At 55.3% G+C, this 12420-nt stretch carries 9 protein-coding genes, 1 pseudogene and 1 riboswitch; of the genes and pseudogenes, 7 read left to right on the top strand and 3 right to left on the bottom strand.

Annotated elements, in window-relative coordinates; translation table 11 throughout:
- Position 1 precedes the first annotated feature (1 nt).
- Entirely contained in the window at positions 2 to 748 is a 747-nt protein-coding gene (gene moeB / locus EL098_RS07035) for a molybdopterin-synthase adenylyltransferase MoeB (RefSeq protein ID WP_126355583.1), read from the top strand.
- A gap of 36 nt (positions 749 to 784) precedes the next feature.
- Here the strand turns inward: moeB and EL098_RS07030 are convergent, their stop codons facing one another.
- Both EL098_RS07030 and EL098_RS07025 read right to left on the bottom strand, forming a co-directional pair.
- Entirely contained in the window at positions 785 to 1831 is a 1047-nt protein-coding gene (locus EL098_RS07030; protein WP_126355582.1) for a magnesium transporter, read from the bottom strand.
- A 72-nt stretch (positions 1832 to 1903) separates the two neighbouring features.
- Positions 1904 to 2076: riboswitch (M-box (ykoK) riboswitch) on the bottom strand.
- Between the two features lie 91 nt (positions 2077 to 2167).
- Positions 2168 to 3238 (bottom strand): LacI family DNA-binding transcriptional regulator, encoded by a 1071-nt coding sequence (locus EL098_RS07025; protein WP_126355581.1) that lies wholly within the window; start codon positions 3236 to 3238, stop codon positions 2168 to 2170.
- Positions 3239 to 3533: 295 nt separating this feature from the next.
- Between EL098_RS07025 and EL098_RS07020 the strand changes: the two genes are divergently transcribed.
- Together EL098_RS07020 and EL098_RS07015 are read left to right on the top strand one after the other, a co-directional pair.
- On the top strand, positions 3534 to 4835 hold the full coding sequence (locus tag EL098_RS07020; RefSeq protein WP_126355580.1) for an MFS transporter: 1302 nt from the start codon (positions 3534 to 3536) through the stop codon (positions 4833 to 4835).
- 15 nt (positions 4836 to 4850) lie between these two features.
- Complete coding sequence (locus EL098_RS07015; protein WP_126355579.1) at positions 4851 to 7214, top strand: glycoside hydrolase family 31 protein; 2364 nt, start codon at positions 4851 to 4853, stop codon at positions 7212 to 7214.
- Between the two features lie 67 nt (positions 7215 to 7281).
- Here EL098_RS07015 and EL098_RS07010 read toward each other — a convergent pair.
- Positions 7282 to 8876, bottom strand: a pseudogene (locus EL098_RS07010) (ABC-F family ATPase).
- 240 nt (positions 8877 to 9116) lie between these two features.
- On the opposite strand from EL098_RS07010, the gene ldtB reads away from it, so the two are divergent.
- From ldtB to cdd, 4 genes are all read left to right on the top strand, one after another.
- Complete coding sequence (gene ldtB, locus EL098_RS07005) at positions 9117 to 10031, top strand: L,D-transpeptidase (RefSeq protein ID WP_126355578.1); 915 nt, start codon at positions 9117 to 9119, stop codon at positions 10029 to 10031.
- A 171-nt stretch (positions 10032 to 10202) separates the two neighbouring features.
- Complete coding sequence (locus tag EL098_RS07000; RefSeq protein WP_126355577.1) at positions 10203 to 10604, top strand: CidA/LrgA family protein; 402 nt, start codon at positions 10203 to 10205, stop codon at positions 10602 to 10604.
- Entirely contained in the window at positions 10601 to 11296 is a 696-nt protein-coding gene (locus EL098_RS06995; RefSeq protein WP_126355576.1) for a CidB/LrgB family autolysis modulator, read from the top strand. Before EL098_RS07000 ends, EL098_RS06995 begins: the two co-directional genes overlap by 4 nt.
- A gap of 128 nt (positions 11297 to 11424) precedes the next feature.
- The gene (cdd, locus tag EL098_RS06990) at positions 11425 to 12312 is read left to right on the top strand and encodes a cytidine deaminase (RefSeq protein WP_126355575.1); all 888 of its coding nucleotides are present in this window, start codon (positions 11425 to 11427) and stop codon (positions 12310 to 12312) included.
- Positions 12313 to 12420: the final 108 nt, after the last annotated feature.

Below are 12420 nucleotides of genomic sequence, written 5' to 3'. Positions count from 1 at the left end.
GATGGTTGAGCTGAGCGATGAAGAAATGCTGCGCTATAACCGCCAGATTGTGCTGCGCGGCTTTGACTTTGATGGCCAGGAGAAGCTGAAAGCCTCGCGGGTTCTCATCGTCGGGCTTGGCGGGCTGGGCTGCGCTGCGGCACAGTATCTGGCGGCGGCAGGCGTGGGGCATCTTACCCTGCTCGATTTCGATACCGTTTCGCTCTCCAACCTTCAGCGACAAACGCTGCACAGCGATGCGACCATCGGTAAACCTAAGGTAGATTCCGCGCGAGATTCACTGGCGGCGATCAATCCACACATCCAGCTTGAGGCGGTGAATGCGCTGCTTGACGAACCGCAGCTTGATGAGCTGGTCGCCAGGCATGATGTCGTGCTGGACTGCACGGATAACGTGACCATCCGCAATCAGCTAAATCGCTGCTGCCATCAGCATAAAACGCCGCTGGTTTCCGGGGCAGCAATCCGCATGGAGGGCCAGATTAGCGTATTCACGTACCAGGAAAATGAGCCCTGCTACCGCTGTCTGAGCCGCCTGTTTGGGGAAAGCACGCTGAGCTGCGTGGAGGCGGGCGTGATGGCTCCCCTGGTCGGGATCGTTGGCTCGCTGGAAGCCATGGAGGCCATTAAGCTGCTGGCAAACTACGGCACGCCGGCCCGCGGTAAAATCGTGCTTTACGATGCGATGACCTGCCAGTTCAGAGAGATGAAGCTGGCGCGTCACCCGCAGTGTGAAGTTTGTGGCTAGTATGAAAAACGGGGATATTGCTATCCCCGTTATTTTTTAAACGGCCAGATCGGTGAGCATTACTTTGGCGATTTCGAAGTAAATCAGCAAACCCGTTCCGTCGATCAGGGTGGTAATAAACGGTGCGGAGACAACGGCCGGATCGATGTTCACCTTACGCAGCAGCATCGGAATAATCGATGAAACAATCGCGCTCCAGACGGTAATCGCGATAAGCGTCAGGCTCACCACCATCATCACTTCCATGCCTACGCCCAGCATCCACGCCCGGATAAACCCGGCAGTACCAATCGTTAAGGCAATCAGCACCGAGGCCGAAATTTCCTTACGCAGGATAGCGCCCAAATCCTTTAACCCCACTTCGCCCAGCGCCATCGCCCTGACGAGGGTCGAGGTGATCTGCGTGCCGGTGTTGCCGCCGGTGCCAATCAGCAAAGGGATAAAGAATGCCAGCGCAATCGCCGCTTCCAGCTGATCCTCAAACGATTTGATGACCGAGCTGGTGTAGGCCTCGGCAACGAACAGCAGAAGCAGCCAGACCGATCTTTTGCGCCACAGCGTAAAGACGCTGCTTTGCAGGTAAGGCGTTTCCAGCGGCGAAGAGGCGCCCTGAAGCTGGCTATCCAGCGTGTTTTCGTCCTCAAGCAGCTGAGCAATTTCCAGTGGACCCAGCACGCCTTTCAGCTTGCCGTAGCTCAGCACGGGAATGTAGTTAGAAGCCGACTTTTTGATCTCCACGCAGGCTTCATGACGCGTTTTTTCCGGCGTTAATGAGAAACCAACGGATCTCATCAGGTCACTCAGCAGCGCCTCTTTGTCCGCCTGCAGCAGCGATTTTACCGGCACGAGGCCAAACAGATGATCATCATCGTCCACCACAAAGATCTGCGACGGGATCTGCTCGTTTTTAATGCCCGAGCAGAACAGCGCCTGCGCTTCCGCCACCGAAGTTCCGGGCGGTAGAGCGATGTAGTCCTGGCTCAGATAAGCCAGCACGGTATTTTGTGACTCAGAGGATGGCAGTTTGACGGACACGGCCAAAGAAGCGCGAGAGTGCGCTGAGGTATTAGTTGAAAAGGTCATGATTTTTCCCCGGTTACTGTTTTAAAAATAAACAGTCCTCATCCTGGGGCGAAGCAAGATATGAGAGTGCTGACGCTATCTCCATGTCTCGGTTTTAGCACTGTACAACGTATCCCCAAAAGCGGGGGAAGTTACCTGGGGTTATACCTTCGCTCGATATAACCTGTCCTAATCTTGGGCGTCTCTCGACGTCGTCAGATCAGCAACCTATGTTTGTACAGGAGCCTCGCCTAACGAGATACTGCAAGTCTTCCGCGGCCTATAGTAGGGAGTTAAGCTGCGGGCGCAAGGCAAAAGGCTTGTGTTGTTTAGGGTTTATTTATGCTTCTTTTCCGCTCAGTCGTAGAGTTTATCGCTGGTTAACGCCGCACCGCCTTTACCTGTCCCCAATCTTCGTACCGATTCACGCACCCTGATCTTACCGGCTAAAAGAGTATTCACCACCGAGGCTTCCGGCCTCATCAGGCGCTGCTGGAGCAGCTGGACCGCCTCCTCCCCCAGCTCATCCCTGGGAACATGAACCGAGGTTAAAGGGACGTCATGGATTTCGGCCAGGTTAAAACCGTCGATGCTCATCACCGACATATCCTGAGGCACGCGCAGTCCGGCCTTTTGCAGGGCGCTCACCGCGCCAGAGGCCATAAAGTCGCCGCCAACCAGCAGCGCGCTCGGCCAGGCTGGCCGGGGCGTAGTCGCCAGATAGTCGCTGATTAACGCCTCACTCTCTTTTGCGCCAAAGCTGCTGGCAACCAGCAGATGGCGAGTCTCATCGAACGACAGATTACGGCAGTCCCACGCATCACGAATCCCGGCCAGGCGCTGCTCCATGGTGTAGCGACGCAGGCACATCAGCGTCAACACGCCTTTATGCCCCATGTCGAACAGATAGTTTGCGGCGAAGCGGCCTATCATCAGGTGATCCGGCGCCACCCCGGAGAGGCGCATTTTGCGATCCTGGCAGTTGATCAACACGCAGGGTTTGCCCAGGTCGGCCGCTAAATCATGAATATGGGTATCATCTATCCCCAACAGCATGGCCGCTTCGGTTTCTGGCTCGTTCATCTTGCTGAGAAACAGCCCGGCATCACTGTCATTCTCTTCCAGCGCGCAAAAACGCAGCCTGGCATCGTGAGGCTCAAGGGCTTTCCCAATACCCTGCATCACCCGGTAGTAAAAGACATCCAGCCGCTCATCAAACGCCCGACGGGGAGCAAAAACCACCAGGCTGTTCACCAGCAGCCTTCCTGCCGCAATCCCCTGCAGTACGCCCTTTTCCCTGGCGCAGGCAAGCACCTGCTGGCGGGCAAGTTCACTGGTATTCCCCTTGCCCGCCAGCACGCGGGAAACCGTGCTGATCGACAGCCCTGTCTGCGTGGAAATTTCGGCAATTTTTAGTGTTTTACTCATTTTGTGATCGACGCCCGTTTGTGAAATGAAAAAATTTTCATGGCCATGAATAAGCCATGGTGCCGGAAGCACAGCGCCGTTTCTTCGTGTCAGATCAGATTATGAAAATTTTTGCAAAAATTGCGCTATTGGTTGGCTGATAACTCAATTAGGCTCCGTTTAGTTGAGCAAAAACATTTCAATCAAAAAGATTGGCTTATATTAACTTCATAAAAATCAAATAAATAAAATAAATTCATTGCCCCGGAGAGTGGCATACCAATTCGACTAATTACCCTACAAGGTGGAGTGAACTATGAGTCAAGGAATCGATAAACCGGTCGCAATCGTTAGCGCAGGACGCATTTTCCGGCATTTACGCTGGTGGGTTCTGGTTCTGTTCCTGCTTGGCGTGACCGTCAACTACATCACCCGTAACGCACTGGGGATCCTGGCGCCGGAGCTGAAAACCTCTCTCGGCATTACCACCGAACAATACTCCTGGATAGTGGGCGCTTTCCAGCTGGCCTATACCCTGTTTCAGCCGCTGTGCGGCTGGCTAATAGACGTTATTGGACTGAAAGTCGGCTTTCTAATCTGCGCCAGCATCTGGGCGGTAATGTGCATGCTGCATGCCGGAGCCGGAAGCTGGCTACAGCTGGCCATTTTGCGCTTTATGATGGGCGGCGCGGAGGCCGCTGCTACGCCCGCCAATGCCAAAACGCTCGGTGAATGGTTCCCGAAAAAAGAGCGCCCGATAGCCGCAGGCTGGGCCGGAGTTGGTTTTTCCATCGGCGCGATGCTGGCCCCGCCAATTATCTACTTCGCCCACAGCTTTTTTGGCTGGCAGGGAGCCTTTATGTTCAGCGGCGCGTTGGCGCTGGTGTGGGTCGTTTTATGGTGGCTGTTTTACCATAACCCTGAGCAACACCCGAACCTGAGCAAAGAAGAGCTGGCGTTCATCAAGCAGGATAACGAGCCGCCTGCCGTGAAACTGCCGTTCTTCACCGCCCTGAAAACCGTCTCCAAAAACAAACGCTTCTACGGCATCGCCATCCCGGCCTTTATGGCAGAACCCGCCTGGGCCGTGCTTAGCTTCTGGGTTCCGCTCTATCTGGCCAATGAGCGTGGCATGGATCTGAAACAGATAGCCATGTTTGCCTGGCTCCCTTTCCTGGCCGCCGATATCGGCAGTATTGCCAGCGGCTATCTGACCAAAGTTTATGTCCGCCTGTTCGGCTGCTCGCGCACCAACTCGGTGGTTGCCAGCTCGGTCACCGGCGCTTTTCTGATGCTTTCTCTGGCGCTGGTCGCCGTGACCCGGGATCCGTGGCTGGCCATTGTGCTTATCTCCATCGGCGGCTTCGGGCACCAGATTATCTCCTGCATGCTCAGCGCGCTGGTGGTGGACTCGTTTGACAAAGGGCAGATGGCTACCGTCAACGGCATGCGCGGTTCGTCGGCCTGGATTGCCAGCTTTATCTTCTCCCTGATTATCGGCGTCACCGCCGACAAGATTGGCTTCAACCCGCTGTTTGTCGCCATGGGCTTCTTTGACCTGATCGGTGCGGTGTTCCTGGTGGCGTTTATCGCCGAACGCCGTGAAAAACGTCCCTGAAATGGATAATTGCTAATGAAAACCCTCAAAAACTGGACGCTCGTAAAACAGGATCACAGCCAGCTGATTTTGACCCTCGACGGGAAACATTCGCTGCATCTGTATGTTCTCGAGGAGAAGCTGTTTCGCGTGTTGATTAAACGTCAGCAAGGGCTGGCGCTCGACCGCACCTGGAGTATCGCTCCGCAGCAGGATGTGGCCTGGGAAGGCCGCGAACGTGAGAGCCTCGCCGGGTTTACCCTGCCAGGCTTCACGCTGGAACAGCGGTCTGATCTCCTCATCGTCAGCACCAACAGTCTGCGCGTTATTGTTCATCAGCCGCTTTATCTGGAGTGGGAATACAAAACGGAACAGGACGAATGGAAACCCCTCGCCTGCGATCGCCCCACCAGCGCCTACCAGCTTAACGCCCACGGCGATGGCGTGGCCCACTATCAGCGTCGTTTTGCCGGCGAGCGCTTTTATGGGCTGGGTGAAAAAGCCGGGCCGCTGAACCGAACCGGCAGGCGCTATGAGATGCGTAATCTGGATGCGATGGGCTACAACGCGGAGTCCACCGACCCGCTTTACAAACATATCCCCTTCACCATTACGCGCCGCGACGACGTCAGCTTTGGCATGTTCTATGACAACCTGAGCAGCTGCTGGCTGGATCTGGGAAACGAGATAGACAACTACCACCTGCCCTACCGCCGCTGGCAGGCGGAAGCCGGAGACCTTGACTACTACCTGCTTCTCGGCCCTCGCGTGCTGGACGTTACCAAAGCGTTCGTGCGCCTGACCGGGAAAACCTTTTTTGGTCCAAAATGGAGCCTGGGCTACAGCGGGTCAACGATGCATTACACCGACGCGCCAGACGCCCAGCATCAGCTAATGAATTTTATTCGTCTGAGCCAGCAGCACGCGATTCCGTGCGACTCTTTCCAGCTTTCATCGGGCTATACCTCAATCAACAATAAGCGCTACGTATTTAACTGGAACCATGAAAAGGTGCCGCAGCCGAAGGCGATGAGCCAGGCGTTCACGGAAGCAGGGATCCGCCTTGCGGCCAACATTAAGCCTTGCCTGCTGCAGGATCATCCGCGCTACGAAGAGGTCGCCGCCGGTGGACTATTTATTCAAGATTCAGAATCAGATGCGCCAGAGCGCTCCAGCTTCTGGGACGATGAGGGTTCACACCTGGACTTCACCAACCCGGCTACGGTGAAATGGTGGCAGACTGGCGTCACCACGCAGCTGCTGGAGATGGGCATCGGCTCTACGTGGAACGACAACAACGAATACGAAGTGTGGGACGGCGAAGCACGCTGCCACGGTTTCGGCAATCCAATAGCCATCAAGCACATTCGCCCGGTGATGCCGCTGCTGATGATGCGCGCCTCGATGGAGGCTCAGCAGAAATTTGCCCCTGAAAAGCGCCCGTATCTGATTTCCCGCTCCGGCTGCGCCGGGATGCAGCGCTACGTTCAGACCTGGAGCGGCGACAACCGCACCAGCTGGAATACGCTGCGCTACAACACGCGGATGGGAGTGGGTATGAGCCTGTCCGGGCTTTATAACGTCGGGCATGACGTGGGCGGTTTTTCAGGCGATAAACCGGACGCCGAGCTTTTCGTTCGCTGGGTTCAGAACGGCGTGATGCACCCACGCTTTACGATCCACTCCTGGAATGATGACCACACGGTCAACGAACCGTGGATGTATCCGGCTGTCACCCCCACCATCCGCAGCGCAATCGAGCTGCGTTATCGTCTGCTGCCTTATTTCTACACGCTGCTGTGGCAGGCACATGCGGATGACGAACCTATGCTGCGCCCAACGTTCCTCGACCACGAACACGATGAGAAGACGTTTGATGAGTGCGATGAGTTTCTGCTGGGCCGCGATCTCCTTGTCGCAAGCGTGGTGGAGCCGGGAGCGCGCGAGCGCACTTTATGGCTGCCGGCCAATGAGCACGGCTGGTACGACTATTATACCGGCGAGTGGTTTAGCGGCGGCCAGACAGTTACCCTGCCCGCACCGCTCGAACGCTTGCCTTTGCTGGTACGTGCCGGAGCAGCGCTTCCCCACAGCGAACGCATCAGCTACGTTTCCCCGCAGGACGATACCGTTCGGGAGCTGAAGGTTTACCCGCTGCAGGGTGCTGGCGTTTCCCACGGAATGTTGTTTGAGGATGACGGAGAATCCTGGGGCTATAAAGAAGGTGATGCGCTCTGGCTTAGCTGGGAAATAACCTGCTCGGCAGATGCCATTAACGTGGCCTTCAGCCGCAAAGGTGATTATCAGCCCGCGTGGCGCAAGATTAAGCTGTCTTTGCCTGATGGAGAAAGGCGTCGCCTGCTGGTGAACGGCGTGGAATGTGAGGTGTGGGGGCTGTAATTGCCCCTCATCCCAAAGGGAAAATGTCCCCTCTCCCTTTTGGGAGAGGGTTAGGATGAGGGTAAAATTACCCGTCGATCCCTTTGCTGCGCAGGTAATCTTCGTAGCCGCCGGTGAAGTCAATCACGCGCTGTGGCGTGATTTCCAGCACTCGGGTTGCCAGCGAGCTAACAAACTCACGGTCGTGGGAAACAAAGATCAGCGTCCCCTGGTACATCTCCAGCGCCATGTTCAGCGACTCGATAGATTCCATATCCAGGTGGTTCGTCGGTTCGTCCATGATCAGGATGTTCGGTTTTTCCATCATCAGCTTGCCGAACAGCATACGGCCCTTCTCACCCCCGGACAGCACCTTAGCCGGCTTCTTGATGTCGTCCTGGCTGAACAGCAGACGGCCAAGGATGCTGCGCACCGCCTGCTCGTCGTCGCCTTCCTGCTTCCACTGGCTCATCCAGTCGAAGACGGTGAGATCGTTTTCGAACTCGTATTCGTGGTCCTGCGCATAGTAGCCAATCTGAGCATTCTCAGACCATTTTGCGCTGCCGCTATCCGGAGCCAGTTCGCCGACCAGGGTTTTCAGCAGAGTGGATTTACCCACGCCGTTGGCGCCCAGAATGGCAATCTTCTCGCCCACTTCCAGCAGCAGGTTGAAGTTTTTAAACAGCGGGCCGTTCTCAAACCCTTTGGTCAGCGCTTCAACTTCAAGCGCGTTTCGGAACAGTTTTTTATCCTGCTCGAAGCGGATGAACGGGTTCTGACGGCTGGAGGCCTTCACTTCGTCCAGCTTGATTTTATCAATCTGACGGGCACGAGAGGTCGCCTGACGAGATTTAGAGGCGTTGGCGCTAAAGCGGCTAACGAAGGATTGCAGATCGGCAATCTGCGCTTTCTTCTTCGCGTTATCGGCCAGCAGACGCTCACGAGCCTGGGTCGCCGCCGTCATGTATTCGTCGTAGTTGCCCGGATAAACGCGCAGTTCGCCGTAGTCCAGGTCAGCCATATGGGTGCAGACCATGTTCAGGAAGTGACGGTCGTGCGAGATGATGATCATGGTGCTGTCACGTTCGTTCAGCGTCTGCTCCAGCCAGCGGATGGTGTCGATGTCCAGGTTGTTCGTTGGCTCATCGAGCAGCAGGATGTCCGGGTTAGAGAACAGCGCCTGCGCCAGCAGCACACGTAGTTTCCAGCCTGGAGCCACTTCGCTCATCGGGCCGTAATGCTGCTCCAGCGGAATACCTACGCCGAGCAGCAGTTCGCCTGCACGCGCTTCCGCGGTGTAGCCGTCCATCTCGCCGTATTTCACTTCGAGGTCGGCAACTTGTAACCGTCTTCTTCGCTCATCTCCGGCAGGGCATAAATGCGGTCGCGTTCCTGCTTCACTTCCCACAGCTCGCCGTGGCCCATGATAACGGTGTCGAGCACGGTGAATTTTTCGAAGGCGAACTGATCCTGACGCAGCTTACCGATGCGCTCGTTCGGGTCGAGAGAAACGTTGCCCAGCGTCGGCTCTAAGTCCCCGCCGAGAATTTTCATGAACGTGGATTTGCCACTTCCGTTAGCGCCAATCAGGCCATAACGGTTGCCGCCGCCAAATTTGACGGAGATATTTTCGAACAGCGGTTTGCTGCCAAACTGCATGGTAACGTTGCTGGATACAAGCACTGGTATGTCCTGGAGAAATAAGTTGTCGAGATTTTGGAATGTGATTTCGGCCACATTATGCCATAACTACTGATAAAGGGTCGCCCCGCATCTTCACCGTTCAAGAGTTAATCAGTGTGAAAAAATTGTGATTTCATCCACATCTGATTTCCCAGATGAATGTAATGCACATATAATGCGCGGCTAAATCATCCATGAACACTCACTAGCTGGCCCGTCTGGCATAACAATTCGCACAACATGAATATGAAATTACGCTCGCTCTTACTGGCTTTTGTGGCTGTCGCGTCTTTCTCTGCTTCCGCCGTGACTTATCCGTTACCGACTAACGGCAGCCGCCTGGTTGGTGAAAACCAGGTTATCACTATTCCGGAAGGCAGCACCGCGCCGCTGGAAGAGTATGCTTCTCAGTACCAGATGGGACTGTCTAACATGCTGGAAGCTAACCCGGGGATTGACCCGTACCTGCCAAAAGCCGGGACCATCCTGAACATCCCTCAGCAGCTGATCCTGCCGGACACCGTGCATGAAGGGATTGTGATTAACAGCGCCGAAATGCGCCTCTACTACTACCCGAAAGGCACTAATACCGTGATCGTGCTGCCCATCGGCATCGGCCAGCTGGGGAAAGATACCCCGATCAACTGGACCACCAAGGTAGAGCGTAAGAAGGCGGGCCCAACCTGGACCCCAACCGCGAAAATGCACGCTGAATACGTCGCTGCCGGTACGCCGCTGCCGGCCGTTGTGCCAGCGGGCCCGGATAACCCGATGGGCCTGTACGCCCTGTACATCGGTAATCTGTATGCGATTCACGGTACTAACGCTAACTTCGGTATCGGCCTGCGCGTAAGCCATGGCTGCGTTCGTCTGCGTAACGAAGACATCAAGTTCCTGTTCGACAACGTGCCGGTTGGCACCCGCGTTCAGTTTATTGATGAGCCGGTAAAAGCAACGACCGAGCCAGACGGCAGCCGCTACATCGAAGTTCACAACCCGCTTTCCACGACCGAAGCGCAGTTTAACTCCGGTGAAATCGTGCCAATTAAGCTGACCAGCAGCGTACAGCAGGTGACAGCGCAGTCCGACGTTGACACTACCGTTGTCGACCAGGCGATTCAGAACCGCTCCGGGATGCCGGTTCGTCTGAACTAAGCAGCAGTCCATTGAATGAAAGCGGCCTCCGGGCCGCTTTTTTTTTGCCGTCATTAAGCCAGGAAACCTTCACGCAGGGAATGTTTGTTATGCTCATAATTCATGTTGTGACGGATAGCACAATATCGAGTTTAATTGTATGATGAATGCGTTTCTTAAAGGGTAACCACCATGCGTAACTCGTTCTCGATAATCTGGCAGTACCTTCGCGCTTTTGTCTTAATTTACCTGTGCTTATATGCTGGTATTTTTGTCGCATCCTTACTGCCTATCGTCATCCCAGGCAGCATTATCGGTATGCTGATTTTGTTTGTACTGCTGTCGCTGCAGATCCTGCCGGCGAAGTGGGTAAAACCCAGCTGTCATCTGCTGATTCGCTATATGGCTCTGCTGTTCGTCCCCATTGGCGTTGGCGTTATGCAGTATTACGACGTGCTGAAAGCCCAGTTTGGCCCGGTAGTCATCTCCTGTTTAATCAGTACGCTGGTGGTGCTTGTCATCGTGAGCTGGAGTTCGCACCTGGTGCACGGCGAAAGAAAAGTGATTGGTGAAGGCGAGGCAGGGAAAAAATGATGCATTTTATATGGTGGTCTTTACCGTTAACGCTGGTGGTGTTCTTCGCCGCCCGCAGACTGGCGGCCTGGCTGAAATCGCCGCTGCTAAACCCGCTGCTGGTCTGTATGGTGGTGATTATTCCGTTGTTGCTGGTGACCGGCATTCCTTACGATCACTATTTTAAAGGCAGCGAAGTGCTTAACGACCTTCTGCAGCCTGCCGTTGTGGCGCTGGCTTTCCCTCTGTATGAGCAAATCCATCAGATTCGCGCCCGCTGGAAGTCCATTATCACCATCTGCTTTATTGGCAGCATGGTGGCGATGTCTACCGGGACCTCTATTGCATTATTGATGGGCGCTTCACCGGAGATCGCCGCCTCGGTACTGCCTAAATCCGTGACTACCCCGATTGCGATGGCGGTTGGCGGCGGTATCGGCGGTATTCCGGCCATCAGCGCAGTCTGCGTCATCTTTGTCGGCATTCTGGGGGCGGTCTTCGGCCACACGCTGCTGAACCTGATGCGCATAAGCACCAAGGCTTCACGCGGGCTGGCAATGGGCACCGCTTCTCACGCGCTGGGCACGGCACGCTGCGCTGAGCTTGACTTCCAGGAAGGCGCTTTTAGCTCACTGGCGCTGGTTATTTGTGGGGTTATGACCTCGCTTATCGCGCCGTTTTTATTCCCGGTGCTGCTGAAGCTTTTTGGCTAAAGCCTGCGAGAGATCGCGCATTTTCAGATCTGTTTTCATAAGTTGCACAAATAATTAGAAGTAGATCACATATCAAGCCTATACAGATCCGTACACTACGTTTCCGTTACCCTTTATGAGGCTTTAACATGCGTTCACGTTTTGATGCCGCTGTTGTACAACTTCCCGCCGCGCTGCAAACCGCTTTGCAACCCCTGCTTGCCGACGAACACTTTCCGGCAATGTTTACCGCGGCCGAGGTTGAAGCGCTAAAACATCAAACCGGGCTGGGCGATGATGAGCTGGCTTTCGCCCTTCTGCCACTGGCTGCAGCCTGTGCACGTGCGGACCTCTCCCATTTTAACGTTGGCGCCGTTGCACGTGGCGTAAGCGGTAATCTCTATTTTGGCGGCAATATGGAGTTCCTTGGCGCCACAATGCAGCAAACCGTACACGCCGAGCAAAGCGCCATCACCCATGCGTGGATGCGCGGTGAAAAAGGCCTGGTCGATATCACCGTCAACTACACGCCATGCGGCCACTGCCGCCAGTTTATGAACGAACTGAACAGCGGCACAGCCCTGCGCATTCATCTGCCGGGTCGCCAGCCCTCCACGCTGGGCGAGTACCTGCCTGATGCCTTTGGCCCGCACGATCTGGACATCAAAACGCTGCTGCTGGACGAAGAAAATCACGGTTTTGCGCTTAAAGGTGATGCCCTGACTCAGGCGGCTATTGCCGCAGCTAACCGCAGCCATGCGCCTTACAGTAAAGCCCCGGCGGGCGTTGCGCTGGAAACGATCGACGGCAAAATCTTTACCGGCAGTTATGCAGAAAACGCCGCGTTTAACCCTTCTCTTCCACCGCTGCAGGCTGCACTGAACCTGCTTTCGCTTAATGGTTATGACTATCCGCAAATTAAGCGCGCCGTGCTGGCAGAAAAAGCCGATGCGCCACTGCTGCAGTGGGACGCCACCTCCGCGACGCTGAAAGCCCTGGGCTGTGAAGCCGTTGAGTGCGTTAATATTGCGCAATAATTCTCCGCTGCGGGTGTACCCACACTCGCATTGTTGAAATTTACCCCAACCGGACCCGCGTTTCTTGCTCTTGGGGGCCGGGTAAAGTAGCCTTGGATGAAATTTCAC

Origin of the sequence: Cedecea lapagei (assembly GCF_900635955.1) — a bacterium.
In the GTDB taxonomy this organism is placed as follows: domain Bacteria; phylum Pseudomonadota; class Gammaproteobacteria; order Enterobacterales; family Enterobacteriaceae; genus Cedecea; species Cedecea lapagei.
Note: the sequence above shows the minus strand (reverse complement) of the source record. Positions and strands in the feature narration are given on the sequence as shown.